Annotated in this window: 20 protein-coding genes, 1 tRNA gene and 2 pseudogenes; 6 read left to right on the top strand and 17 right to left on the bottom strand. The window is 70.1% G+C overall.

All coding sequences use genetic code 11. The features are described from left to right. The 12 genes from AB0I94_RS37465 to AB0I94_RS37410 all read right to left on the bottom strand — a co-directional run. Positions 1–3,908: amino acid adenylation domain-containing protein (locus AB0I94_RS37465; protein WP_363314265.1), on the bottom strand; the 3,908-nt coding region annotated here is incomplete at its 3' end. Between the two features lie 286 nt (positions 3,909–4,194). After that, positions 4,195–5,700 (bottom strand): UbiD family decarboxylase, encoded by a 1,506-nt coding sequence (locus AB0I94_RS37460; RefSeq protein ID WP_363314264.1) that lies wholly within the window; start codon positions 5,698–5,700, stop codon positions 4,195–4,197. Then, on the bottom strand, positions 5,697–6,479 hold the full coding sequence (locus AB0I94_RS37455) for an indole-3-glycerol-phosphate synthase (protein ID WP_363314263.1): 783 nt from the start codon (positions 6,477–6,479) through the stop codon (positions 5,697–5,699). Before AB0I94_RS37455 ends, AB0I94_RS37460 begins: the two co-directional genes overlap by 4 nt. Next, positions 6,460–7,167, bottom strand: coding sequence for an N-(5'-phosphoribosyl)anthranilate isomerase (locus AB0I94_RS37450; protein ID WP_363314262.1), 708 nt, complete (start codon positions 7,165–7,167; stop codon positions 6,460–6,462). The genes AB0I94_RS37455 and AB0I94_RS37450 overlap by 20 nt, the downstream gene beginning before the upstream one ends. Positions 7,168–7,171: 4 nt before the next feature. Beyond that, on the bottom strand, positions 7,172–8,536 hold the full coding sequence (locus tag AB0I94_RS37445; protein ID WP_363314261.1) for a TrpB-like pyridoxal phosphate-dependent enzyme: 1,365 nt from the start codon (positions 8,534–8,536) through the stop codon (positions 7,172–7,174). Positions 8,537–8,595: 59 nt separating this feature from the next. Continuing rightward, entirely contained in the window at positions 8,596–9,270 is a 675-nt protein-coding gene (locus AB0I94_RS37440; RefSeq protein WP_363314260.1) for a transglutaminase-like domain-containing protein, read from the bottom strand. Positions 9,271–9,328: 58 nt separating this feature from the next. Then, positions 9,329–10,468, bottom strand: coding sequence for an acyl-CoA dehydrogenase family protein (locus AB0I94_RS37435; protein WP_363314259.1), 1,140 nt, complete (start codon positions 10,466–10,468; stop codon positions 9,329–9,331). 51 nt (positions 10,469–10,519) lie between these two features. Then, positions 10,520–10,894, bottom strand: coding sequence for an ectoine synthase (locus tag AB0I94_RS37430; protein ID WP_160508959.1), 375 nt, complete (start codon positions 10,892–10,894; stop codon positions 10,520–10,522). A gap of 42 nt (positions 10,895–10,936) precedes the next feature. Further along, on the bottom strand, positions 10,937–11,773 hold the full coding sequence (trpA, locus tag AB0I94_RS37425) for a tryptophan synthase subunit alpha (RefSeq protein ID WP_363314258.1): 837 nt from the start codon (positions 11,771–11,773) through the stop codon (positions 10,937–10,939). Beyond that, positions 11,763–12,839, bottom strand: a complete 1,077-nt coding sequence (locus tag AB0I94_RS37420) for a hypothetical protein (RefSeq protein ID WP_363314257.1) — start codon at positions 12,837–12,839, stop codon at positions 11,763–11,765. Before AB0I94_RS37420 ends, trpA begins: the two co-directional genes overlap by 11 nt. A gap of 2 nt (positions 12,840–12,841) precedes the next feature. Then, positions 12,842–13,102, bottom strand: coding sequence for an acyl carrier protein (locus AB0I94_RS37415; RefSeq protein ID WP_160508957.1), 261 nt, complete (start codon positions 13,100–13,102; stop codon positions 12,842–12,844). A gap of 126 nt (positions 13,103–13,228) precedes the next feature. Then, positions 13,229–14,755, bottom strand: coding sequence for an AMP-binding protein (locus AB0I94_RS37410; RefSeq protein ID WP_363314256.1), 1,527 nt, complete (start codon positions 14,753–14,755; stop codon positions 13,229–13,231). Positions 14,756–15,209: 454 nt separating this feature from the next. On the opposite strand from AB0I94_RS37410, the gene AB0I94_RS37405 reads away from it, so the two are divergent. After that, positions 15,210–16,208 carry a helix-turn-helix transcriptional regulator gene (locus AB0I94_RS37405; RefSeq protein WP_363314255.1) on the top strand — a complete coding sequence of 333 codons (999 nt, stop codon included), beginning with the start codon at positions 15,210–15,212 and terminating at the stop codon, positions 16,206–16,208. A 652-nt stretch (positions 16,209–16,860) separates the two neighbouring features. Here the strand turns inward: AB0I94_RS37405 and AB0I94_RS37400 are convergent. Continuing rightward, positions 16,861–17,028, bottom strand: a pseudogene (locus AB0I94_RS37400) (VapC toxin family PIN domain ribonuclease); the annotation flags it as partial. Positions 17,029–17,133: 105 nt separating this feature from the next. On the opposite strand from AB0I94_RS37400, the gene AB0I94_RS37395 reads away from it, so the two are divergent. The 3 genes and pseudogenes from AB0I94_RS37395 to AB0I94_RS37385 all read left to right on the top strand — a co-directional run bounded on the left by AB0I94_RS37395 (position 17,134) and on the right by AB0I94_RS37385 (position 19,533). Then, positions 17,134–18,819 carry a ribonuclease J gene (locus AB0I94_RS37395; protein WP_363314254.1) on the top strand — a complete coding sequence of 562 codons (1,686 nt, stop codon included), beginning with the start codon at positions 17,134–17,136 and terminating at the stop codon, positions 18,817–18,819. Positions 18,820–18,883: 64 nt separating this feature from the next. Then, positions 18,884–19,038: pseudogene (locus AB0I94_RS37390) on the top strand (spermidine synthase); the annotation flags it as partial. Positions 19,039–19,236: 198 nt separating this feature from the next. Then, a complete protein-coding gene (locus AB0I94_RS37385) occupies positions 19,237–19,533 on the top strand; it encodes a hypothetical protein (protein ID WP_363314253.1) in 297 nt (98 codons plus the stop codon). A 511-nt stretch (positions 19,534–20,044) separates the two neighbouring features. On the opposite strand, the gene AB0I94_RS37380 is transcribed toward AB0I94_RS37385, so the two are convergent. Then, a tRNA-Pro gene (locus AB0I94_RS37380) sits at positions 20,045–20,118 on the bottom strand. A 130-nt stretch (positions 20,119–20,248) separates the two neighbouring features. Here AB0I94_RS37380 and AB0I94_RS37375 point away from each other — a divergent pair. Next, positions 20,249–20,968: a transketolase gene (locus AB0I94_RS37375; RefSeq protein WP_363314252.1), complete on the top strand. Its 720-nt coding sequence runs from the start codon at positions 20,249–20,251 to the stop codon at positions 20,966–20,968. Between the two features lie 185 nt (positions 20,969–21,153). Further along, a complete protein-coding gene (locus AB0I94_RS37370; protein WP_363314251.1) occupies positions 21,154–22,074 on the top strand; it encodes a transketolase in 921 nt (306 codons plus the stop codon). 124 nt (positions 22,075–22,198) lie between these two features. Here the strand turns inward: AB0I94_RS37370 and AB0I94_RS37365 are convergent, their stop codons facing one another. The 3 genes from AB0I94_RS37365 to AB0I94_RS37355 form a co-directional block, all read right to left on the bottom strand. Next, positions 22,199–23,467 (bottom strand): MFS transporter, encoded by a 1,269-nt coding sequence (locus AB0I94_RS37365; protein WP_363314270.1) that lies wholly within the window; start codon positions 23,465–23,467, stop codon positions 22,199–22,201. A 416-nt stretch (positions 23,468–23,883) separates the two neighbouring features. Next, the gene (locus tag AB0I94_RS37360; protein ID WP_363314250.1) at positions 23,884–24,264 is read right to left on the bottom strand and encodes an MmcQ/YjbR family DNA-binding protein; all 381 of its coding nucleotides are present in this window, start codon (positions 24,262–24,264) and stop codon (positions 23,884–23,886) included. 106 nt (positions 24,265–24,370) lie between these two features. After that, the gene (locus AB0I94_RS37355) at positions 24,371–25,453 is read right to left on the bottom strand and encodes an alpha/beta hydrolase (RefSeq protein ID WP_363314249.1); all 1,083 of its coding nucleotides are present in this window, start codon (positions 25,451–25,453) and stop codon (positions 24,371–24,373) included. Between the last annotated feature and the right edge of the window lie 16 nt (positions 25,454–25,469).

Genomic DNA, 25,469 nt, shown 5'->3' with positions numbered 1-25,469 from the left:
CTCGCCACACCCCGATGCGAAACCACCACACCCTTGGGCCGACCCGTCGACCCCGACGTATAAATCACATACGCCGGATGCGACAACAACAGCGGCTGAGCCCGCTCCTCATCGAGAACGTCGTGGTCAGCGTGGCTACTCAGCAAGGCCGAGGTCTCAGGGTCGTCGAGAACCACAAGCGGTACCTCGGTACCGGTGTCGGCGACCTGCCCGGCAACCGCGGCCGTGGTCAGCACCACCATCGGCTGTCCATCTTCGAGCATGTAGGCGATCCGGTCAGCCGGATACCCCGGGTCCACCGGCAGATACGCCGCACCCGTCTTCAACACCGCCAGCCACGCCACCACCATCTCCACCGACCGCGGCAACGCCAGAGCCACAAACCCCTCCGGCCCCACACCCCGGCCGATCAGATACCGCGCCAGCCGATTCGCCCGCCGATTCAACTCCCCATACGACAGCGAGACCTCACCGAAAACGACCGCCTCCGCACCCGGCGTCCGAACCACCTGAGCCTCAACCAGCCCCGGCAAAGCCAACCCCGCCACCTCACGCGACGTATCGACCCACTCCCCCAGCACCAGCCCACGCTCAACCCGCGACAACACCTCCACCGCACCCACCCGCACACCCGGATCAGAGACCAACGCCTCCACCACCCGCACCAACACCCCCACCAACCGCTCCACCGTCACCCGGTCGAACAGGTCCAGCGAGAACTGCACGCTGCCTTCGAGCCCGGCCGCGGCTCCCTCGGCACCGAAGCGCTCGACCACGTCGACGACCAGGTCGAAGGTGGCGGAACCGGAGTCGATCTCTTCCATGCGGGCGGTCAGACCCGGCATGTGGAGCTCGGCAAGGGGGCTTTCCTGGAAGGAGAGGAGGATCTGGAAGAGGGGGTGCCGGGCCAGCGACCGCGACGGGTTCAGTTCCTCCACCAGACGCTCGAACGGCACATCCTGATGCGCGAACGCCGCCAGATCCGTCTCCCGCACCCGACCCAGCAACTCCACGAACGTCGGATCCCCCGACGTATCCGTCCGCAGCACAAGGGTGTTCACGAAGAGTCCGACGAGGTCGTCGAGGGCTTCGTCGGCGCGGCCCGCGACCGGGGTGCCGATCGGGACGTCGGTGCCCGCGCCGAACCGGGTCAGCGCCACGGCCAGCGCCGACTGCAACACCATGAATGAGGTGACCCCGTGCTCCCGGGCCACCCCCCGGATCTGCTCATGCAAGGCGGCCGGCAGGTTCAGCGGGACCGAGCCACTGCGGAACGTGGGTCGGGCCGGGCGGGCCCGGTCCACCGGCAGGTCCAGCTGCTCCGGCAGGCCGGCCAGAGCCTCCCGCCAGAACACCAGCTGACGGGCGCCCAGGCTGCTTCCATCGCCTTCATCGCCGAGCACCGCACGCTGCCACAGCGCGAAGTCCGCGTACTGCACCGGCAACGGCACCCACGTGGGCGCCACGCCCGCGCACCGCGCCGCATACGCCTGCGAGAGGTCCCGGCCGAGCGGCTCGAGGGACCGGCCGTCACACGCGACGTGATGCACCACGAGCAGCAGCACATGCGCCTGCGGACCGACGTGGAACAGCTGGGCGCGGAGCGGGATCTCAGCGCCCAGGTCGAAGCCCCGGGTGGCGGCGGCCCGCAGGGCCGCGGGCAAGGCGGTTCTGCCGATACGGCCACCGTCGAGCAGGGCGGGGGCAGCCTCGCCGAACGGAAGCACCACCTGGTGCGGCGCGTCGGCCCCCTCGCGGAAGACCGTGCGCAGCACCTCGTGCCGCTCCACCACATCGCCCAGCGCGGCCCGCAGTGCCGCCATGTCGAGCGTGCCGTCGAGATGGAGGGCGAGCGGAACGCTGTAGAGCGCGCCGTCCCGCTCGGCAGCGGGGCCGTCGAAGCGATTGAGGAACCACTGACCGCGCTGCTGAGCCGAGAGCGGCAGCGGCCCTTCGTGCCCGGTGGCCCGGACCAGCGGCGGCATCTCCTGCCCGGCACCATCGACATCACCGGCGCCGCCACCGGTGCCACCGATGAGCGGAGCAAGACCGCGCACCGTCGGTGCGCCGAACAGAGCGGCCACCGTGGGCGCGCTGCCGTGCTCCTTGCGCACGGCACGCAGCAGCCGGACGGCCAGCAGGGAGTCGCCGCCCAGCGCGAAGAAGTCGTCGTCGACGCCGACTTGGGGCAGTCGCAGCGTCTCGGCGAACAGCCCGCAGAGCAGCTCTTCCAGCGGCGTACGCGGCGTACTCGGCGCGGGCCCGGAGCCGGCCGGGCTGCTCGCACCCGGCTCCGGCAGGGCCCCGCGGTCGAGCTTGCCGTTGGCGGTGAGCGGCAGCCGGTCGAGCAGGACCACGGCGGACGGCACCATGTAGGCGGGCAGCCCTGCCGCGGCGTGTTCGCGCAGCGCGGCGCCGGTCACGCCCTCGCGGGCCGGTACCGCATAGCCGACGAGGCGCTTGCTGCCCGGGATGTCCTCGCGTACGACGACGGCGGCATCGGCCACGTCCGGGTGCCCGGCGAGCACCGCTTCGATCTCGCCCGGCTCGATACGGAAGCCGCGGATCTTGACCTGCTGGTCGGCGCGCCCGAAGTACTCCAATTGCCCGTCGGCGGTGCGCCGGGCCAGGTCGCCCGACCGGTACATCCGGCTGCCGCTCTCACCGAAGTACGCGGCGAACGGGTCAGCGACGAACCGTTCGGCGGTCAGCGCGGGCCGGCCCAGATAGCCGCGGGCGACACCTGCCCCGGCGACGTACATCTCACCCGTGACACCCGGCGGTACCGGCCGCAACTCCTCGTCGAGAACGTAGACGCGCAGGTCGGGGATGTTGACGCCGATGCCGCTCGAGGTGCTCGCGGCGGCCGCCGCACGGTCGAGGGCGACGTACGAGACATGCACCGTGGTCTCGGTGATGCCGTACATGTTGACCAGGGTGGGCGTGTCGTCCGCGTGCCGCTCGTACCAGTCGGCGAGTCGGGCGGGTTCGAGGGCCTCACCGCCGAACACGACGTAGCGCAGGGCCAGTTCACTGGCCGGATGCTCGCGGTCGGCGGCTGCCAGCTGGTAGAACGCGGACGGTGTCTGGTTGAGGACCGTGACCTGCTCGCGGGCCAGCAGGGCGCGGAAGTCCGCGGGGTCGCGGCCGGTCAGATACGGCACCACCACGAGCCGCCCGCCGTGCAGCAGGGCGCCCCAGAACTCCCACACCGAGAAGTCGAAGGCGTAGGAGTGGAAGAGGGTCCACACATCCTGCTCGTCGAAGCCGAACCAGTGCTCGGTCGCCGAGAACAGCCGGGTCGCGTTGTGGTGGGTGACGGGGACGCCCTTGGGGCGGCCGGTGGAGCCCGAGGTGTAGATGACGTACGCCATGTCCTCGGCGTGCAGCGGCCGGGCGCGGTCCGCGTCGGTGAGTTCTTCCGGGCTGTACGCGGCGTGGTCCGAGCCGTCCACCAGGATCGCGGGCAGTGTGTTGGCGGGCAGTCCGGGAGCCGTCGCCGTGTCGGTGAGCAGCGCGGCGGGGGCCGCGTCCTGCAGCATGTGGGCGACGCGGTCGGCAGGGTAGTCCGGGTCCATGGGCAGATACGCGGCGCCCGAGGCGGCGACCGCGAGCAGGCCGACGACCAGGTCGAGGGAGCGGGGCAGGGCCAGGGCCACCAGCCGGCCGGGCCCGATGCCTCGCTCGGCAAGGAGGCGGGCCAGGCGGTTCGCCCGGGCGGCCACTTCGGCGTAGGTCAGCGCGTCGGTGCCGCAGCTGACGGCGGTGCGGTCCGGGTGGGCGCGGACGGTCTCCGCGAAGAGCGCGGGCAGCGTGGCGGCGGCCGGCTCCGTGCGGGCGGCGCCGGCCGCTCCGCCGTTCCACTCGACGATGGCGCGGTACTCGTCCTCGTTGAGGCTCTTCGACATGTCCCGGTGCTCCTTCGCGGACGACGCCCGCGCAACGTCTCGTTGTCGTCTGTTGATTCGTCTGCTGCCGGGCCGCGGCGCTGCGGCACGAGCGGGGGGCCGCCTGCGGATCCGCCGGCGTCAGCGGCTGCCGCGGGGTTCGTAGGACGCGGCGGCACAGGGCGCCACGTCCTGACGCGGGCGACTCGGCACGACGGCGTGCTGTTCAGGGCACCGGACAGTCGACCCTAGCCATGCACGGGCATGGTCGGGGTGATGCCGGGGTGCCACAAAGCGGCCATGGCCGCTACAGGCCAGGGGCCGGTCCGCCCGGCACTCGGTCGGGCCGGGGCGCGGGCACGGCGAAGCTGCGTCTGGTCGTCGCGCGCAGGGCGAAGGGGGTGGTCGCGTCGAGGGCCACCCGGCCGGGGATCCGGCCCGCCGCCCGGTGCTCGGCCCAGGCCTCGGTCTGGGAGGGGTCCATCGGTACGGGCCCCAGATCCGTCCACTCCGTACAGTCGGCCGCCAGATTCGAGCGGGTGGTCATCGCCCACAGCACGTCCTCCGTACAGGAGACGGCGATGTCCTCGTCGGTGAGGACGACCGTCTTGACGAAGGGGTGTTGGCGCAGAATCTCGCGGGCGAGGCCGGGCAGGGCGGTGTCCCCCGCGGCGGATGCCTTGCGCACCGCGACGGTGAGCAGCAGCATGCCGCCGCCGGCCGCGGCGAAGTGCAGGTCGTGGACGGCCAGGCCGGGGTGGTGCGGCAGGGAGAGTGCGACGGACAGCGCCCCGGCGGTGCCGAGGAGATACGACTGCTCCCGGCCGGGGCCGACGACCGCCTGGTAGAGGGGGTCGTGGCGGGTGGTGACCGCGGTCACGGTGAGCACCGGCAGGCCGGACCGGGCCCGGCCGTCGTAGCCGAGGAACTCCGGCAGCGAAAGCCCCGGTTCGGCGCCGTCGAGAGCCTCGTCCGCCACCTGGTCGTCGAGGTGTCCCTCGATGACGATCTCGGCCTGGGCGAGCGCGGGCACGGGCTGGGTCAGGCCCGGCGAGAGCTCGATCGCCTCGCCGGCCAGCGCCCCGGCGAGGGCCAGCTTGTCGATCGGGGGCTCGTCCGCCGACGGAGCGTCACCCGGCCCCAGGAAGGCCGTGTTGACCGCGGAGGCCACCATGACGGCGGGCGGCACCCCGATGCTGACGCTGACCGGGAGGCGATCGCCCCGCTCCAGGGCCCGCCGGTGCAGCTCGCCGAGCTTGCGGCCCGGCACCATCCACACGGTGAGCCGGGACCGGTCGAGCACCAGCATGCGGTGGCAGGAGAGCGCGGTCTCCCCGGTGACCGGGTCCTCGGCCCGGATCAGTGCGGTGGTCAGATACGGGCCCGCGTCCCGAGGCGTGCTGGTCAGTACGGGAAGCCGGAGCAGATCGACCTCGTCGCCGACGGCGGCCACCGCACGGCAGGGCGCGTCGGCCACCTCGCGCGGCGCCGTCCGGGCCGCCGCCGCGAGCAGCGGGACCACCGTGTCCGGGGCGGCCCGGTCCGGCAGACCCGGCAGCCAGCGCCGCAGCCGGGCCGCGTCACCGTACAGACCGAGCAGGACCGGGAGTTGGAATCCCTTGACGCCGCGGTAGAGCACCGCGGGCTCGCTGCGGGAGGCCCCGACGGCCGGTACGCCGGCGTGGGCGGCGGCGAAGTGGGCCGCCACCTCCGCCACGGGCATCGGCTCGGTGTACTCGTGCAGTGCCTCGGGCTCCTGGGTTCGCAGCTGGGCCAGTGCGGCGCGCACCGAAAGGCCGGGGTTGCCGGTCATGGAGTGCGCTCCTTACGGGAGTCGGCCCCGGTGGTGTCGTGCGCGCCCGGGGTCCGCAGGGCCCTGAGCTCGCCGAACCAGGCGTCGAGGTCGGCGGCCCGCAGCAGACCCGTACCGATCAGCAGCCCTCGATAGCCCGCGGACAGCAGTCCGGCCGCGTCGCCCGGGGTCTCGATGGCGCTGGCGCTGACCGGTACGGCGGTGCCCGTGGCGCGGACCCGGTCGATCAACCGATGGCTGCGCCCCAGGTCTCCGGTGTCGCGTTCGCGCTGCCGGATGTCCTTGTTGTTGACGGCGATGACACAGTCCTGCCCCTGTTCCACCGTGGCCAGTTCGGCCTCGGAGGCGATCTCGACGAACGGGGTCACGTCGTGCTCCAGACAGATCCCGATCAGCCGGCGCAGCACCGTGCGCGGCAGCACGGTCGCGGTGAGCAGGACCGCGGACGCCCCGGCCGCGGACGCGGCCGCGATCTGCTTCTCCTTGGTGAAGAAGTCCTTTACCAGCAGGGGCAGTGCGGTGGCCGCGGCCACCTCTTCGAGCAGCTCGGGTGTGCCGCCGAACCAGGATCCGGTGACCACGGAGAGCGCGGGCGCGCCGAGCTCCGTGTACCGCGCCACCAGTTCGCCGACCGGACGGCCTGCGAACAGGTCGGCGCCGTGCGCGCTGTTGCGCTTGAGCTCCATGATCACGGGGGTGTCGGCGGTGCGCAGCGCGGCACCGAAGCGTCCGCCGCCGGTGAGCTCGGCGGGTGCGGAGTCAGCTGACGGCGACGGCATGGCGCGGCTCCTCTGTGCGGCGGCGCAGTTCCTCGCTCCAGGCGTGCCGGATCCCATCGATGATCAGCGGGGCGAGCGTGCCGTCGGGCCTGCGCGCCCCGCTGTCCACATCGATGCCGAGGAACCCGTCGTGCCGCAGGGCCGCGCCGTGCTCCTTGGCCGCGTCGGCGGTCAGCCCGCCGGCGAGCAGGAACGGGATCCGTACCGTGTCGAGCACAGGCGCCAGGGCCGCGGGGTCAAGTGGCTTGCCGGTGCTGCCGATCCGCCCGTCGTCGCCCACCGAGTCGAACAGGAACAGGTCGGTGCCCGCACGCTCGAAGGCCGTGACGAAGGGCTTTTCAAGCACTTTGCCGCGGCGCACATGCACCACCTTGAGCAGCACGGCGTCCGGCAGGGCCGCCCGGACCGCGGCCACCTGCTGCGGCGTGGTGTAGCCGTGCAGCTGGACGCGGCGCACCCCCGAAGCCCGTACGGCATCGCGCAGTTGCTCCGGGTCGTCGAGGAGCGTGACCAGGACGGGCTCAAGACCGCGCTCCAGGGCGAGCCCCGCCAGCGTCGTCAGCTCGTCCCGCGTCAGGTCGGCCTTGCCGTCCGGCACTCCGTACCAGAGGCCGACCGTGGTCACCGGGGAGCTGCTCAGCAGTCTGATCTCGCTGGTGCGGGTGAGTCCGCACACCTTCAGCCACACGGGATCAGACCTGGCCGAAGGGAGCGGGGATGCGGGCCAACGAGCGGGCCACCAGCTCCTCGTCGTAGCCCTCGTCCGCCAGCTCATCGGCCATGTACTTCTCGTACGAGCCCAGGTCGAAGTGGCCGTGGCCGGACAGGCCGAACAGGATCGCCTCGGACCTGCCCTCCTCGCGGCAGCGCAGGGCCTCGTCGATGGCGGCGCGGATGGCGTGCGTCGACTCGGGGGCGGGCACGATGCCCTCGCTGCGGGCGAAGGTGAGGCCGGCCTCGAAGCAGGCGGTCTGCGGGACCGCCCGCGCCTCCATCAGACCGTCCTGCAGCGCCTGGCTGACCAGCGGGGCGATGCCGTGGTACCGCAGGCCACCGGCGTGGATGGACGGCGGGACGAAGGAGTGGCCGAGGGTGTGCATCTTGAGCAGCGGGGTGAGCTGTGCGGTGTCACCGAAGTCGTAGGCGACCTGCCCCTTGGTCAGGGTCGGGCAGGCTTCGGGCTCGGAGGCGATCACCCGTACCTGCTTGCCGCCGCGCAGCTGCTCGCCGAGGAACGGGAAGGTGAGACCGGCCAGGTTGCTGCCGCCGCCGGCGCAGCCGATCACGATGTCCGGGTAGTCGTCGGCCATGTCCATCTGCAGCAGAGCTTCCTGCCCGATGACCGTCTGGTGCAGCGCGACGTGGTTGAGCACGCTGCCACCGGCGTAGTTGGTGAACGGGTCGTTCATGGCGACCTCGATCGCCTCCGAGGTCGCGATGCCGAGCGCGCCGGGGCAGTCCGGGTCCTCGGCGAGGATGGCGCGGCCCGCCGCGGTCTCGGTGGAGGGGCTGGGCACACAGGTGGCGCCGTAGGTGTGCATCAGGGCCCTGCGGTACGGCTTCTGGTGATAACTCACCTTCACCATGAAGACCTTGACCTCGAGGCCGAAGAACGCGCCGGCCAGGGCGAGGGACGAGCCCCACTGGCCGGCGCCGGTCTCGGTGGCCAGACGGCGGATGCCCGCTTCCTTGTTGTAGAAGCCCTGCGCGATACCCGTGTTCGGCTTGTGGCTGCCGGCCGGGCTGCCGCCCTCGTACTTGTAGTAGATGCGCGCCGGGGTGCCGAGCGCCTGCTCGAGGCGGCGGGCACGGAACAGCGGCGAGGGACGCCACTGCGCATAGATCTGCCGCACGGTGGCGGGGATCTCGATGTCCCGCTCCAGGGTCAGCTCCTGCTCGGCGAGCTCCTTGGGCATGATGCCGGTCAGGTCGTCGACGGTGGCGGGCTGCCCGGTGCCCGGGTGCAGCGGCGGGTCGACCCGCGGGAGATCGGCGGCGATGTTGTACCAGCTGGTGGGTATCTGGTCGTCACGGAGCTGGTACTTGATGGTGTCCACGTCGGCAGTCCTCGTGATAGCTGTGAAATAGGTTATGTGAAAAGCGAATTGATGAATTGTCAGATGAGCTCGGCGGCGGCATCGGCCACCAGGGACCCGTCGGCGAACCGGGTCCGGTCGGGGCCGGCGAAGATCTTCGGGTGCGCGCTGCGCATGCCGTCGAGGATCTGCTGGTAGGGCAGATCGTCGAACTCGCCGTGCTCTCTGAGAAACTCCATGTGCACCTTCCCCTGGCCGTCATAGGGGTGGTAGACGCTGTCGGCGGTGCCGTCGAAGTCGAGCGGCCGCATGCCGTAGAGGCGGCAGAGCAGCCGGTTGAACACCGGGGTGGCCCGCATCCAACGGCCGTCGAGCCGTACGGAGGTGAGCGCGTGGTAGTGGAAGACGTCACCGCCGATGAACTCCCGGATCTTCGGCGACGACAGATGGTTGCGTACGTCGGTGAGCACGAGCCGGGCCGGAATGCCGACCGAGCGCAGCGCGGAGGCGTACAGGACGGACTTGTGGATGCACAGTCCCTTGCCTGCCTTGACGACCTGCGACGCGGTCAGCCCCTCGCGGGAGAAGTCGGCGCCGTAGATCTCGTAGCCGATTTTGTCGCGGACCGCGTAGTACAGGCGCACCGCCCGGTCCCGGTCGTCGGCCCCGCCATCGGGCAGCACCTCGTCGACGAACCCGGTCACCTCGGCGGAGCCGTGGTCGAGGAAGTCAGTGACGGCGAGTGTGGGTTGCATGGTCGTTCTCCCTGTCACAGCTGTTCTCCCGCTTCTCCGCTTCTCCCGCTCCTCCGGCTCACAGGCCGAGCATCGAGGCGATGCGGCTGTACTGGACTTCGGTGGTACCGGAGTAGATGGTTCCGGCGACGGCTCCGCGCAGCTCCTGCTCCAGGCCGTACTCGGCCATGTAGCCGTTGCCGCCGAAGATCTGGACGGCGCTCAGCGCTGATTCGAGCGCGGCCCGGCTGGCGATCAGCTTCGCCGTGGCCAGATCGACCGTGACCTTCTGCCCGGTGGTGACCTTCTGTGCGGTGTCGTACAGCCACTTGCGGGAGGTCTCGAGACCTATCTTCATGTCGACGATCCGGTTGGCCACCGACTGGAAGCCACCGATCGGCTGCCCGAACGCCGTGCGCTCACCGGCGTACGCGATACAGCTCTCCAGGCGGCGCTGCATCTCGCCCGTGCCGACGATGAAGGAGCAGAGGATCTCCCACTTCATCACGTGATCGAGCACCAGGAAGCCGGTGCCGACCCGGCCGATCACATTCGCCTTGGGCACCCGACAGTCGTCGAAGTACAGCTCGCACAGCGGCGAGGCCTTCAGGCCCATCTTCTCGATGGGATTGCCGACGGTGAGCCCAGGGGTGTCCCGCTCCACCAGGAACGCGGTCACCCCGAGCGGGCCCGCCGTCGGGTCCGTCTTGGCGTAGACGACGATCAGGTCGGCCACCGGGCCGTTGCTGACGAAGGTCTTGCTGCCGTTGAGCACGAAGTGATCGCCGTCGGCGACGGCGGTGGTGCGCATGTTCATCGCGTCCGAGCCGCTGCCCGGTTCGCTGATCGCATGCGCGCCGATGGTCGTTCCTTCGCAGACGCCCGGCAGATGACGCCGCTTTAGCTCGGCCGAGCCGAACCGCTGCAGCGACACGCCGGTGCTGACCATGTGGGTGGTGACGGAGAAGTTGAGTCCGCCATTGCGACAGCCGTGGCCGAGTCCTTCGAGGACGTACATGGTGGTGAGCAGCGACTGTCCGAGCCCGCCCCACTCCTCGCCGAACGGCAGCCGGAGCAGCCCGGACCGGGCCACGGCGTCCCACGGCACGCGGGGGAACTCGGCCTGCTTGTCGTAACGGAAGTGGTCGTCGCCGAACTTCTCGAACCACGGGGTGAGGCCGTCGCGCAGGTCACGCTGGTGGCTTGACCATTCGATCACGGTGGAACTCCTGGAAGGTGGTGGCGGTGCGCGGCACGGTGGTGGGGTGCGTCAGTAGTGGGACGAGGCCGCGCCGTCCAGCGAATGGACCTCGTCACCGTTGAGGGCCGGGGTGAAGACACAGACGAGGCGCAGGTCCTCCTCCGGCCAGGCGATCAGCCAGTGCGCGTCGTGCTCGTCGAGGGCGTAGAGCGTGCCCGGCTCGATGAGGTGGCTCTCCCCCGCCATGTCGACGACCTCGCCACGGCCCGAGATGCAGTAGCAGGCTTCGAGATGGCGGCGGTACTCGAGCAGGGACTTGGACCCGGCGGCCACGACGGTGTCGGTGACCGTGTACCCCATGTTGTCGGCCTCGAGGAGGAATCTGCGGCTGACGCCGTTCCCCCAGTCCACGGTCTTCACGTCCTCCAGCTTGCGTATGATCACGGATTCCCCCCAACGACTCTGCTGCGAATACGTAGTTGACTGTCAGAGCACCGGTTCCGGGCGCAGCCCTTCGACGAACCGGCCGACCTCGGCGAGCAGGTCGCCGCCGGCGTTCTGCGCCTGCTCGACGCGGTCCACCAGGGCTGTGCCGACAATCGCCGCGTCGGCACCGAGTGCGCCCATCGTCCGGACGTCCGCACCGGTCCGCACCCCGAAGCCCACGGCGATCGGCGCGGCCGTGCTGCCCCGCAGGGTGGCGAGGACCGGCCTCAGCGCGTCCGCCCGCGGCGGCGGGGCTGTACCGGAACGCCCGTAGTGGGCGACGAGATAGAGGTAGGCGGTGGCATGCCGGGCCGCCTGCGCCAGTACGTCGGGTTCCGACCCGGCGTAACAGCTGGTGACGACGGGCTGGCCGATCCGCTCGGCAGCCTCCAGATAGCCCGGGGCCGCCCGTGGCGGCAGTCCGTGCAACAGGACGCCGTCAGCGCCGCAGTCACGGGACTTGGCCACGAACTCCTTGATCCCCACGGGCCGTACGGAGTGCCGCCAGTCCGCGAGCAACGCCACCTTGGTGCGCCGCAGCCGGGGCCGCACCGCCGCGATGAACCCCAGGACGGCGTCCAGGTCCGTCCCCCTGTCCAGGGCCCGGCGGGCGGAGCGCCGGATGACCGGGCCGTCGGTGACCGAGTCCGGGAAGGGCACCGCGAGCTCCAGGCAGTCCACGCCCGCCTCGTCCAGGAGCAGGACGAGGTCGCGCAGCCGGTCCAGGCCCGGGTCGCCGGCGTTCACGAAGAGCGCGAGCCCCGGGTCCGACGGTCCGCGCCCCGCGAAGAACCGCCGCTGCGACGCGCCTGCTACGTGGGTCGGTTCAGCCGACACGTGCCATCACCGGCTTCCCCTGGTTGCCCGCCGGGTGCGACTGCGCCCGGCGAAATGCGCGCAGCCGCTCGACCAACTCGAGCGCGGCGCCCGAGTGCACCGCGTCCTGAGCGGCTCGGAAGGCTTCCGCCCAATCGGTGCGGGTGCCCGAAGCGACCGCCGCCGCGGCCGCGTTCAGGCAGATGCTCTGCACGGCGGCGTCGGGCCCGTCCCCGCCGAGCAGCGCGAGCAGCTGCGGGACCGGTGACCCTGCGTCGTCGTAACTCGGACCCAGTTCGGCGAGCGTGCCCGGGTGGAGGCACACCCCTTCCAGAGTTCCGGGCTCGATCGTCAGGTCCGGGCTGCCTGCCCCGGTACGGATCGTGTTCCTCGCGAACCCGATCAGCTCGTCCACCCCGTGGTTGTTGTGGAGCAGCCAGACCTCGCGCCCCGACAGCGAGTCCGCCACCTCCGCCAGGGCCGGCACGAGCGCCGCGTCGGAGACTCCCGTCAGCTGGGCGCCGACCGGAACGGCCGCCAGGAAGGGGCCGAGGACGTTGAAGATCCGGCCGACCTGCTTCATGCCGTACGGGAGGATCGCCCGCGCCAGACGGCCTAGCTCCGCCGGGTAGACGAACCCGCCCGCGAAGGCGATGCCATGGGCGTCGAGCATGTCCTCGCACTCGGCGTACGAGGAGGCGGTGGGGATGCCGAGGCGTTCGAGAAGGTCGAGGGAGCCGAATCGGCTGGTGTAGCCGCGCGACCCGGTCTTCACGACCTTGACGCCGGTGGCGGCCGCGACCAGGACCGAAGCGGTGGTCAGGTTGAAAGTGGCAGGGCCACCCCCGGTGCCGACCACGTTGACCGTGCCCGGCCAGGACGCCGGCTGCTCGCGCCGTGCGTCCAGCGAGGCCACGAGCGCCACCGCGGTCTGCGCCTGCGGCATCCGGGCGGACAGCGCACTGACCGTGGCGAGGGCCTCTCCGGGGTGCGGTTCCTTGTGCCGCAGCCGGTCCCAGAAGCCGTCCCATTCCTGGACGGTCACCGGCCGGGTGCGGGCCACGAGGCTGTGGAGCAGCTCGGTCACGGCTACTTGGCTCCGGCCGGCACGTCGCCCGAGGCCACGAACGTCTCGATGTCGCCGACCGAACGGAAGTTGTCCGGGGCGATCTCCATCGCGTCGATGTCAAGGCGGTAGCGGTCCTCGAGCCAGCTGACCAGGGTGAGCAGGCCGAGGCTGTCGATCACGCCGTTGGCCAGCAGGTCGTAGTCGTCGGCCAGCTCGTCGGCGGGGATGTCGAGCAGGAACTCCTCGACCAGGTACTTCTTGATGTCGTCGATACGTGCCATGTCGGCCTCCTGAAACAGTGACGGGTTCATACGGGAAACGGGAATCGGACGGGTCGCACGGGCGAGCCGGGCGAGCCCGCAGGGCAGCCGGACGGCGCGCCGCAGCGGGGTGGGTTCGTACGGGAGTCAGGCGCTCTGCCCGGGCAGCTGTCCCAGCACGGCCTTGCGGTCGAGCTTTCCGGTGGGGGTGCGGGGCAGCGCGGTGTCCACCAGTTCGACCTTCGAGGGAATGGCGACTCTGGCCAACAACTTGGCAGCGTGTTCGCGGAGTTGAAGCCCGTTGAGCGCAGAATGCTCGGTGCGCTGCACGACCGCGTGCAGCCGTTTGCCCGCCCGCTCGTCAGGGAGGGCGAGCACCGCCGCGTCCGCCACCTCCGGATGCCGGCGCAGCGCCTCTTCCACCTCGGCGGTGTTGATGCGTACTCCGCGGACCTTGACCACGAAGTCGCGCCGGCCCTCGAGCGTCAGCGTCCCGTCCGGGTGGCGTCGGACCAGGTCACCGGTGCGGTACCAGCGCCCGGCCGCGCCCGGCTCGGCAGCGCCGTCGCCGGGGTGCGGGACGAACACGCCGTCGTCCAGGGTGGGGTCGAGGTATCCGGCGCTCTGGAAGGGCGTACGGACCATGAGTTCACCCCGGCCCGCACCGGTGAGGACGGCGCCCTCCTCATCGAGGACGAGCGCGTCGGCGCCGGTGACGGGGCGGCCGATCGGCACCGAACCGTAGCGCCCCGGATCCACGGCCGGGTCGATCTCGTGGACGAAGCTGTCGTTGGTCTCCGTACAGCCGTAGACGTTGTGCAGCCTGGCCTTCGGAAAGAGCCCCGGCAGGGCTCCGATCCCCTTCGCGGAGATTGCGTCGCCGGTCAGCAGGACGTGCTCGACCTGCGCGAACTCATCGCCGCGGGAGCGCCGTTCGGCCTGTCCGAGCAGCTGGAAGAGCATCGGTACGCCCTGCACCACCTGGACCGGGCGGGCCTGGAACTGCTGCAGCAGATGGTCCGGGTTGACCGCCAGGTCCTGGTCCACGAGGGCCGCGCAGCCGCCGCTCGCCAGGGTCGTCCAGATGTCGAGGAGACACAGGTCGAAGTTGAGCGGGGCGTAGTTGAGCACGGTGGATCCCGGTCCGATCCCGAACCACTGCCCGGCCCAGGCGGTGAAGCGGTCGAGGGCGGCGGCGGACACGGGCACGGCCTTGGGCAGTCCGGTCGAGCCAGAGGTGGTCAGCAGGAAAGTGGTGTCCTCGGGCAGGGCCGCACACCTGGAGCCCTCGGGGCCGGCCGGCTCGCCGAGCACGAGGCCGGAGTGTGCCGCCTGGTCCGTCAACTCCGAGGGACTGGGCAGGCATTGAGCGCCGGCCCGGGCGAGAAGTTCGCCCAGCGTCTCCTTACCCAGCTCGGCGGAAGGGATGAGCACGGGCTGACGCAGGGCAAGACAGGCGAGCAGGACCGCGACGGCCTGTGGAGATTTCTTGGCCACCATGGCTACCGGGCCCTCGCCCGGTAGCCCCAGCGCTTCGAGGCCCCGGCGAGCCGTGCCGGCCAGGCCACTCAGCTCGGCGTAGCCGATCTCCTGCCCGTGCCAGAGCAGGGCCGGGGCGTCCGGGCACTGCTCGGCCTGTGTGCCGACGCGTTCCGGCAACGTGGTCCATGCCATCGCGCAGTCATCCCCCCTGTAATGCAAAAGACGTGATCCGGTCGGGGCCATGCCCCCCGAAATTCCCCGGAGCTCTCCGGGCAGCGCCATCGCTGCGCCAGGAGAGGAAGAATCCGGTGCGCCGGGCGAGCTCTTCCCGATAAACGGGCCATGGTTCGCACAAACACCGGGCGGAAACCCTTGGCCGCCTTTCAGCTGCCACCGGGCATCGACATCACGATCCTTTCTGATTCAACCTGCAAGAGTCCAGCGGGAACCGTGGCCACTCAGTGCCATGTCCATAAGCGGAAGTCATGAGTTAACGTGCAGCAGCGGGTCCGAAGGGCCCGGCTGGGGGGGCAAGTCAGTTTCAAACTTAAACCGTTGAAAGTTGTGGTAACCCGCCAGCTCGCCCGATATCGAGGGGCCCATGCACCAGGAAAACGCAGTCGACGCTCACAAACTCTTCCGCCATATGTTGGCCGAATCAGGGAGGAGCACCTCGGCGGCCCGGACCCGCCTCAAGCTGAGCGACCAGAGCTTCGAAGCAGCCGAGGCGCTTCTGCTCGAGCTGGGTCTCATCCGGCCCACCGCCGCCGGCGACACCTTCGTCGCCGTCCACCCGGAGACGGCCCTGGCGCAGCTGCTCGCCCTCGAGCAGCAGGCGATACGCGAGCGGCTCACGCTCAACGAAGAGCTGTCGGAGACCATGGCGATCCTGGGCTCCAATCTCCTCGCCCTGCAGTCGAGGACGGAGAGCGACGCCCAGCTCAATCTGCTGATCGGCGAGGACAGCATCGCCGCCGCGCTGCACGGCGCGGCCATCAAGGCGCAGAACGAGATCCTGAGCATGCACCCGGGCTCGCCCCTGCCGCAGCGCATGCTCCAGGAGAGCATGGAACGCAATCAGACCGCTCTGCACAGGGGCGTCACCATGCGGGCCATCCACCTCAACTCGATGGCGAGCCTGCCCCACGGCCGCGCCCATCTGGCCGCCCTGAAGGACGCCGGCTGCGAGGTTCGACTCGCCTCCGTGCTGCCGTTCCGGATGATCCTCGTGGACAACGCCCTTGCCTACATGTCCGCTTCACCCCGTGACGGACAGATGACCGCACTGGAGGCCCGCGGCCCCGACATCTGCCAGCTGCTGCGCGGCACCTTCCAGCACTGCTGGGTGCACGGCACGGTGCCGCCCGACGCCACGGCGGCCTCCAAGGGCGCCGTGGACACCCCCGGCGAAGTGGAACTGGACGAGCGCGAGACGGCAGTGATCAAGCTGCTCGCCAACGGCAGCAAGGACGACTCGATCGCCCGGGCCCTCGGCATCTCGCCGCGCACCCTGCGCCGCATGACCACGTCGATCATGGAGAAGCTCGACGCCGAGAGCCGATTCGAGGCTGGCGTGAAAGCGGCGGCCCTACAGCTTGTCGATGTACCCGGCGCCCACCAGGAGAACGATCACAACGCTCCGTAATCGGCGTTGACAGTTCTGCCACCGAGCCATAATCTACCGACATACAGAAACATTTTTCCGCATTGTGGAAAAGTGGGCGGGGGGACCGCGAGCGTTTCGGTTTGCGAACGGGGCATTGAACCGGTGCGGACACTCAATGAAGAGGCTTTCCGTCCACACCTCTCCCTGATGCGATTGCTTATGCTCGTGCACCACCAGGGGGAGTGATGAGTGCAAGACTGCACATGACCATATCCACGAAGTGCAAAACCCGCTGCCGTGACCTGGCCTGGGGGTTCTGGTAAACGACGCGGCACTCTTTTGGTGCGGGGTCAGAGATGTTCCGGAAATATCCCGGGGCCGGAGCCAGACCACTTCGCGGTTCTGATATTCCGCTTTCACCAGGCGGTTCTTCCTGCGATGACGCCGCCGGCGCGAGAAGCTGCGCGCCATCCACGATCACACGATCCGGCTCAGCCGCTGATCCTGTGAGCGAGCGGGTATTGGCGGTGGTTCCCGTCATCGCGTCCGGGGTGTACTTCGGCACAATCACGATGCGTGCGCAGGTGCGTTCGGCCGATGCGCGGTGCCCACACTGCCGCGGGATGCCGACCTCGGTCGCGGTGGCGGTGCCGGCCCGCCCGGTTGGGACCCATCGAGCCCAGCGGGACCATCTCCGCAGGTGGTCAACTACCCCACTCCCGGTTCGCGCGAAGCCGTTGTCCACGTGGAGCACCGTGTGATCGTGGTGGGTCGCTGTCTCACACACCGATAGATCGACGACCCCGGCGGCGCGGTGCCGCCCTTGCCGCGTGAGCTTGTACTGCGCGGTATCGACCCAGCAAGGCCCCGCAGTCAGCCGCACAGGAAACCCCCGACCACCGAGAAGCAGAGAGATCGCCTGGGTCATGATTCAGCTCTTTCAAGCCTCCGGTAACGTCGCGGTATGAGCCATCCTCACCCCGAACTGAAGCCCGCCCCTCCGCTGTCCGAAGGAGGGCTCCGCGTCGTCGCCCTGGGCGGCCTGGGCGAAATCGGCCGCAACATGACCGTCTTCGAGCACGCCGGCAAGCTGCTCATCGTCGACTGCGGAGTGCTGTTCCCCGAGGAGAACCAGCCCGGCGTCGACGTGATCCTGCCTGACTTCACCTCGATCCGGCACCGGCTGGACGATGTCGTGGCCGTAGTGCTCACCCACGGCCACGAGGACCACATCGGCGGCGTGCCCTATCTGCTGCGTGAACGGTCCGACATCCCCGTCGTCGGATCGAAGCTGACGCTGGCCTTTCTCGAGGCCAAGCTCAAGGAGCACGGCATCCGGCCGCGCACCGTCCGTGTGCGCGAGGGAGACCGGCGCGGATTCGGTCCCTTCGACTGCGAATTCGTCGCGGTCAACCACTCCATCCCCGACGGGCTCGCCGTCGCCATCCGAACGGGTGCCGGAATGGTGCTCCATACCGGTGACTTCAAGATGGACCAGTTTCCGCTGGACGACCGCATCACCGACCTGCGCGCCTTCGCCCGCCTCGGCGAGGAGGGCGTGGACCTGTTCCTCACCGACTCCACCAACGCAGAGGTACCCGGATTCACCACCTCCGAGCGCGAACTCAACCCCGCGATCGAGCAGGTCCTGCGTACGGCCCCGCGCCGGGTCATCGTCTCCAGCTTCGCCAGCCACGTGCACCGCATCCAGCAGGTCCTGGACGCCGCCCACCAGCACGGCCGCAAGGTCGCCTTCGTCGGCCGCTCCATGGTCCGCAACATGGGCATCGCCCGTGACCTGGGTTACCTGAAGGTCCCCTCGGGCCTGGTCGTCAGCATGAAGGAACTGGAGAAACTGCCGGACCACAAGATCACCCTGGTGTGCACCGGCTCCCAGGGCGAACCGATGGCCGCACTGTCGCGGATGGCCAACCGTGACCACATGATCCGGATCGGCAAAGGCGACACCGTGCTGCTCGCCAGCTCGCTGATCCCCGGCAACGAGACCGCGATCTACCGCGTGATCAACGGGCTGACCCGGTGGGGCGCGAACGTCGTCCACAAGGGCAACGCCAAGGTGCACGTCTCCGGACATGCCAGCGCCGGTGAGCTCGTCTACTGCTACAACATCGTCAAGCCCCGCAACGTCATGCCCGTACACGGCGAGTGGAAGCACCTGAAGGCCAACGCCGACCTGGCCATCCGTACCGGCGTCGACCCCGATCGGGTGGTCATCGCCGAGGACGGCGTCGTCGTCGACCTCGTCGACGGCCGCGCCTCCATCACCGGCAAGGTCCCCGCGGGCAACGTCTACGTGGACGGCATGACCGTCGGCGGCGCCACCGAAGCCTCACTCAAGGACCGACTCACGCTGGCCGAGGAGGGCGTCGTCACCGTGGTCGCCATCGTCGATGCCGACACGGGCGCGCTGGCCGAGGCCCCCGACTTCCTGGCCCGCGGCTTCGTCCACGACGACACCACCTTCGAGTCCGTCATCCCGGTGATCGAGAAGACCCTGGCCACTGCGGCCGAGGAGGGGGTCGGCGACGCCCACCAACTCGAACAGCTCATCGCCCGCGCCGTGGCGAACTGGGCGTACCGGACACACCGCCGTAAGCCCCTGATCATCCCGGTCATCATCGACGCCTGACCCCGCGCCGGTGTCGGTCCTGCTGCTCGGAGACCGCTAGAAGACTCCTCGGAAAGGTAAAGGGATGAGCGTGCTTTTCGAGGAGATCGACTGGCGGCCGACATCGGCGGGGACATCAGTCTGCGGCGGCGACGGGACCCGGTCTTGGGTGACGATGTGTACGCGGTGAAGCTCGGGGCCGAGTTCTTGATGTCCAGCCTCTTCGCCGCCGGCGAGATCGGGTGACTGTGGTCGTAGCCATCCCGCGCAACGATGCCTACAGCTGTTCGAATTCTTGGGCGCGCCCCGTCCTTGCGCCTGCCGAGAATGCCATCCATGCAGGCCAGGCGCCTGGTCGGTGGTGCGGCAGGATGAGCACTCGTGCTGCAGCGTCTTGTCTGCTTGACCACCGTCCGCGCTGCGCTGCGATCGCTACCGATGAGCGACCGCGACAAGGACGCGGAGGTTCTCGCTCTGCGCCATCACCTCACCGTCCTGGAACGGCAACTCGGGGCGGACCGGATCAAGCTCACTGCGGAAGACCGGGCATTCCTTGCCGCTCTGCTGGCATCACTCCCCCGTCAGGTTCTGCGCCGACTACGGCTACTGGTCCGGCCCGACACCGTGCCGCGCCGGCACCGCGACCTGATCAAACGGCGCCACGCCCGCACGCGCCGACCGGGGGGCCGGGCCGGCCGGGCCGGCCGCCCACAGTCCGCTCAATCCGCGTACTGATCCTGCGCCTGGTCCGGGAGAACCCGTCCTGGGGCTACCGCCGAGTGCACGGCGAACTCGCCACCCTCGGCATCCAGATCACCGCCTCCACCCTCTGGGAGATCTTCACAGCCGAGGGCATCGACGCCGCGCCCGACCGAACCGCCACTACCTGGGCCCACTTCTTGCGCTCCCAGGCCGATGCCTACCGGGACGCGAAATACCCAGCCACCTTCGACGAAACTCTGTGCCGCGCAGGCATCCAAGTCGTGCGCACCGGCATATGGCTCCCGCGCATGAACGCCATCATGGAGCGGTGGGTCCAGACCTGCCGCCACGAACTCCTGGACCGCACCCTCGTCTGGAACGGTGCGCCGGAGAGACCGCCTCGGCGGAGTCCTCCACGAGTACCAGCATGCCGCTTGAACTGCACGGACGGAGTTTTCGGCAGGCGCAGGCTTCCCGCTCCCAGATTCACTCCCAACACGAAGTAGGGGCCATCCGAAGATGGCCCCTACCTGCGACGTTTCCGTCGGGACGACAGGATTTGAACCTGCGACCCCTTGACCCCCAGTCAAGTGCGCTACCAAGCTGCGCCACGTCCCGGTGCCCGTGTGACCTGGGGTTTCCCCTGGCCGAACGTGCACCGAAACAATACCGCACTCGGAGCCGTGATCGCTCACGCCTTTCGTGGGCTGTTGACCTCAAGCGGGCTTGAGGTTGCACTCTCGGGGGCATGACGACGACCAATGACCTCGCGCTCGGGCCTGCGACTGGATACGGGTACGCAGACCTGTCCCACCTCATGCGGCTCATGACGGGGGACGAGAAGCACGGGCCCGCCGCGACATCCACCCTTGACGCCCTCTGGGTCCTCTACGACCGGGTGCTCAGGGTCACACCCGGGCGCATGGAGGACCCGGGGCGCGACCGGTTCCTGCTGTCCAAGGGGCACGGGCCCATGGCGTACTACGCCGTCCTCGCCGCCAAGGGCTTCGTTCCCGTCGACTGGCTGGAGGGGTTCGGGGCATACGACTCGCCGCTGGGGCACCATCCCGACCGGGTGCTCGTACCGGGGGTCGAGATCGGGAGCGGGTCGCTCGGGCACGGGCTGCCGATCGCGGTCGGGACGACGCTGGGGCTGAGGGCACGGGGGATCACGGAGTCCCGGGTATGGGTGCTCGTCGGGGACGCCGAGCTGGACGAGGGCAGCAATCACGAGGCCATCGCCTTCGCCGGGCCCGCCGGGCTCGAACGGTTGCACACCGTCGTGATCGACAACGCCTCCGCCCGCCACGCCAGGCCCGGCGGCATCGCCGCCCGCTTCGAGGCCGCCGGGTGGTCAACCGAGACCGTTGACGGGCGCGATCACGACGCGTTGTACGCGGCCTTCACCGCGCCGCATCCCGGGCAGCCGCGGGTCGTCGTGGCCCGTGTCGAGTCGAAGGGTCCGTGAGCCCGGACTTCCGTTCCAGGCCTGATCAGCCCCCCGGCCCGATCAGCTCTGCTTCCCAGGCCCAATCAGCTCTGCTTCAGTCCTGCTCCAGCCCCGCTTCGGCCCAGTCCAACCTGGAAGGCGGCTTGGTGGTGGGCCTCAGGTCGTTCCTCTCGCTCTTTCGTTCTCCGTCGGAGGTCTTTGTCATGGACACCATGCGTGATCGCTTCTCCCCCGTCCTCTCGCGCCTGCTCGACGAAGATCCGCGCGTCGCCGTCGTCCTCGCCGTGATCGGCGCGGACGGGTTCGCGGAAGCCCGGCGCAAGCACCCGGAGCGGGTCATCGATGTCGGTATCCGGGAGCAGCTGCTCGTCGGGGCCGGCGCCGGGCTCGCGCTGGCCGGGCTGCGGCCCGTCATGCACACCTTCGCGAGCTTCCTCGTGGAGCGGCCGTTCGAGCAGGTGAAGCTGGACTTCGGGCATCAGGGCGTGGGGGGCGTCCTGGTGAGCGCCGCCGCCTCCTTCGACTGGCCCGCCGGCGGCTTCACGCACATGTCGCCGGGCGATGTGGCGTTGCTCGACACGCTCGACGGCTGGACCGTGCATGTGCCCGGGCATCCGGACGAGGCCGAGACGCTGCTGCGGCACGCGGTCGCCGCGGGCGACGACAAGGTGTACGTGCGGCTCTCCGTGCAGTCGAACGCCCGGGCGCTGCCTGTCGACGGGTCTCGCTTCCGCACTGTGCGCGAAGGCCGTGGCGGGGTGGTCGTCGCCGTCGGGCCCATGTTGGACAACGTCCTCGCCGCGAGCGAGGGGCTCGATCTCACCGTGCTGTACGCGACCACCGTGCGGCCCTTTGACGCGGAGGCGCTGCGGCGCGCGACGGGGGCAGGAACGGTCGCCGACGTCGTGGTGGTGGAGCCCTACCTCGCCGGGACCTCCACCACCGCCGCGAACGACGCGCTCGCCGATGTTCCGCACCGGGTGCTCGGGCTCGGCGTCGGCCGCGCCGAGCTGCGCCGCTACGGGCAGATCGACGAGCACATGGCCGCGCACGGGCTCGATGTCCGCTCGCTGCGGCAGCGGATCACCGGCTTCCTGGGGGCGTCACGGCAGGCTCTCGTATAGCCCGTCACGTCACGGCAGGCTCTCGTACAGCCCGTCCCTTCTGCCCCGCCCGCTCTGGCTGCCTCGCCTGCCTCTCCCGTCCCGCCTCTGCCCGCCTGCCACGCCCGCCCCGGCGTGGCCCTGATCATCGTCGGGCGCCGCGGCCTGTCGGCTGTGTCCGGTCGGGACGGCCGGCCTCCACTCCCCCGCTCTGGACCGGTGCTCTCCCGTCCACCCGCACCAGCCCACGTATCGCGGGCACCGAGAGCAGCGCCAGGCAGACGACGACCGTCGTCACCGCGCCCGTGATCAGCACCTGCTCCGCTCCGAACGTGCTCGCGGCGGGGCCGGCGAGGGCCTGGCCGACCGGCAGCAGGGCGATCGATCCCGCGACGTCGTAGGCGTGGATGCGGTTGAGGACGTCGGGGGGCACCTGCGTCTGGACGCTCGTCGCCCACATGACTCCCCAGAAGGAGACCCCCGCGCCCGCGACCGCGGCGCCCGCAGCCATCAGCGGGACGCCCAGCTGGGCGCCTACGGACGCCGGGAACGCGCAGTAGCCGATCAGCGCGAAGGAACCGGCGCGGAGCATGCGGCGGGGGCGCAGGCGCAGGGCGACGAGGCCGCCGAGCACGGTGCCGGCGCCCAGGGCGGAGTTCACCAGGCCGTACGCCCCCGAGCCGTGCTCCTGGACGATGAGCGTGGCGACGAGAGGTACCAGCGGACCCGTGGTCGTGATCATCAGGACGCAGAAGATGGCGATGACGCCCCACAGCCACGTGCGGGACCTGAACTCACGCCAGCCCTGCACCAGATCGGCCCGGAAGCCGTTGCTGTGCGGCAGCGAGCCGGGGAGCGCGGGCGGCAGCCGGAGCAGGACCAGACACAGGGCGCTCAGGCCGTACGTCCCCGCGTGCGCGGCGAAGACGGCGCCGGGCGAGGCAAAGGCGACGAGGACGCCCGCCACGGCCGGGCCCGCCAGGGCCGCGGCCGATTCGGCCACGCGTATCGCGCCGTTGGCCTTCTGGACGTCGGTCGCCAGGCGCGGGACCGTGCTGGCGACGCCGGGCTGGAAGAGGGCGCCCGCCGCGCCGTTGACCGCTCCGATCACGCATATCTGCCAGAGGACGACGTGGCCGGCGAAGAAGAGAACCGCCGCGACCGACTGCGTGCCGAGCCGGGCCACGTCCGCGCCGATCATGAGCAGGCGGGTGCTGAACCGATCGGCGAAGACCCCGCCGAAGATCACAAGACCCGCGAAGCAGGCCGTCGTGGCGGCCATGGCAAGACCGACGGCGCCCGCGCCGTGCCCATGCTGGAGGAGCCCCGCGGCAAGGGCGACGGGCAGCATCGTGTCGCCGAGCTTGGCGACGGTCCGCGCGCCGAAGAAGAATCCGAAGTCCCGCGACCAGATGCTCCTGCGGTCTGCACGGTTTGCACGGTCTGCGGTCGTGGATTTCGACTCGGGGCCGGGCGAAGTGCGCTCACTCTGCGTCACGGCCGCGGGAACCTGGCCGCGCCCGCCCTCGCCGTCCCCGTCACGCCTCGCGGCCGGCACCTGGCCACGTCTGCTCTCACCAGCCCCGCCCTCGCCGCGCCCACCCCCTGGAACGCCGTCCCCGCCCTCGCTGCTTCCGCCCTCTGAAACCCCGTCCCCTGACGGCACCCCTGTCCCCTCCCCTGGCGACGTTTTCCCCCGGCGACAGCGAGAGCCCCTCACGCCACGAGCCCCCGCCCTTGCCCGGCTGCCCGGCTGCCCGGCTGCCCGGCTGCCCGGCTGCCCGATCATGCCACGGGACATGACAACAGACGGGCCCCCGCCGAGTTCGCTCAGTTCGTCGGCGGTAGCCCCAACTCCGGATACGCGTCCAGGAGTCGGGTGGGGGCTGCCTGGCGCCATGAGTCGGCGAGGATGTCGCTCAGTTCGTCCTTGTCGAGCGCCGAGAGCCGTGCGCGCACCCAGGCGAACATCGCCTCGTGGTCGGCGATCCAGAACTTGTCCGGCTCCGCCAGGACCAACTCGTCACGCTCCTCCTTCGGGCACCGCACGGCGATGGACGTCTCGTCCTCGGGGAGCGTGGCGAACATTTTCCCTGCCACCCGGAAGGTGGGCATGCTCCAGGCGATCTTCTCCGTCGTATCCGGAAGGGCCAGTGCGATACGCCGGACGTCGTCACCCGTGACCTGGGCCGTGGCATGAGCTCGAGACATGCCCAGAACGGTAGCCAACACCACTGACAGCGGCCCCTGAACCACTGACAGCGGCCTTCCCGGATGTCAGCACGGATCTCACAGCACGGATGTCACAGCACGGATGTCACAGCACCCGCTTGTCCATCCAGGTCAGCAGATCCTCCTGCACCTCGTCCCGGTTCGTCTCGTTGAGGATCTCGTGGCGCGCCCCCTCGTACCCCCTCCAGGTGAGGTCGTCGAGGCCCACGTACCGGTAGTCCTCCACCAGTTCATGGACCAGCGTCATGCCCTGGTTGCAAGGGTCCTCGGTGCCGACGGCGATGTGGACGGGCAGGTCCGCCGGGACCCGGGCCAGGTTCCGCGGGTCATTCATCTTGCGCACGGCACGCACCCAGTCCAGGCAGAGCCCGGCGGAGAAGGGGAAGCCGCAGCGCTCGTCGGCGACGTACGCGTCCACCTCGGACTCGTCACGGGAGAGCCATTCGAAACCGGTGCGGTGCGGGTACGCGTCGTTGAAGGCCGCGAAGAGTTCGGGGAGGTAGGAGGAGAGCGCCTCACGGCCGCCCTCGGCGATCTCGCGCTCCAGGCGGGCGATCGACTCGTCGATACCGACCCCGGGGAGGGAACGGAAGGTGCCGGAGAGGATCACGCCCGCGAGGCCGTCCGGATACTCCTGCGCATAGTCCCTGGCCAGGTGCGAGCCCATGCTGTGGCCGAGCAGGAAGAGCGGGGTTCCGGGATGCAGGGTGCGTACCTGGTCGCCGATCGCCTTGAGGTCGTCGACGATGGCGCGCCAGCTGTCGAACGAGGCGGACACGCCAGAAGCGCCGGACGGAGCGTCGGACGCGGCGCCGGACCCAGCACCAGACAGGGCGTCGGCCGCAGCGTCAGACGGGGCCTCGGACCCAGCGCCGGACAGCGCGTCGGAGGACGAGCCCGTCACCCCGTAACCCCCGGTCGCCTGAGCCGTCGCGCCATGGCCGCGGTGGTCCGACGCGATCACCCCATAGCCGTGCTCCATCAGATGGCGGGCGAAGCGGTCGTAGCGCAGGGCGTGTTCACCCGCGCCGTGTGCGATCTGCACGAAGGCGCGCGGCCTCCCGCCGTCGGGCAGCCAGGTGTACGTGGCGACGGGGACACCGTCCGCCGCGTTCACGAGTCCTGCGGTGTACGCGGCGGGGGCGGGCGTCGAAGCGTGGTCAGGCATTGCGGAATGCTCCCCT

It is taken from the genome of Streptomyces sp. NPDC050147 (assembly GCF_040660195.1).
Classification (GTDB): domain Bacteria; phylum Actinomycetota; class Actinomycetes; order Streptomycetales; family Streptomycetaceae; genus Streptomyces.
The sequence above is the reverse complement of the archived record's forward strand: the minus strand, read 5'-3'. Positions and strand labels throughout refer to the sequence as shown.

Coding starts and splice junctions, on each gene's coding strand:
- AB0I94_RS37460 (WP_363314264.1), bottom strand. CDS start 5,700: ATGACCGGCAACCCCGGCCTTTCGGTGCGCGCCGCACTGGCCCAGCTG.
- AB0I94_RS37455 (WP_363314263.1), bottom strand. CDS start 6,479: ATGCCGTCGCCGTCAGCTGACTCCGCACCCGCCGAGCTCACCGGCGGC.
- AB0I94_RS37440 (WP_363314260.1), bottom strand. CDS start 9,270: ATGCAACCCACACTCGCCGTCACTGACTTCCTCGACCACGGCTCCGCC.
- AB0I94_RS37415 (WP_160508957.1), bottom strand. CDS start 13,102: ATGGCACGTATCGACGACATCAAGAAGTACCTGGTCGAGGAGTTCCTG.
- AB0I94_RS37410 (WP_363314256.1), bottom strand. CDS start 14,755: ATGGCATGGACCACGTTGCCGGAACGCGTCGGCACACAGGCCGAGCAG.
- AB0I94_RS37405 (WP_363314255.1), top strand. CDS start 15,210: ATGTTGGCCGAATCAGGGAGGAGCACCTCGGCGGCCCGGACCCGCCTC.
- AB0I94_RS37395 (WP_363314254.1), top strand. CDS start 17,134: ATGAGCCATCCTCACCCCGAACTGAAGCCCGCCCCTCCGCTGTCCGAA.
- AB0I94_RS37385 (WP_363314253.1), top strand. CDS start 19,237: ATGAGCGACCGCGACAAGGACGCGGAGGTTCTCGCTCTGCGCCATCAC.
- AB0I94_RS37375 (WP_363314252.1), top strand. CDS start 20,249: ATGACGACGACCAATGACCTCGCGCTCGGGCCTGCGACTGGATACGGG.
- AB0I94_RS37370 (WP_363314251.1), top strand. CDS start 21,154: ATGGACACCATGCGTGATCGCTTCTCCCCCGTCCTCTCGCGCCTGCTC.
- AB0I94_RS37360 (WP_363314250.1), bottom strand. CDS start 24,264: ATGTCTCGAGCTCATGCCACGGCCCAGGTCACGGGTGACGACGTCCGG.
- AB0I94_RS37355 (WP_363314249.1), bottom strand. CDS start 25,453: ATGCCTGACCACGCTTCGACGCCCGCCCCCGCCGCGTACACCGCAGGA.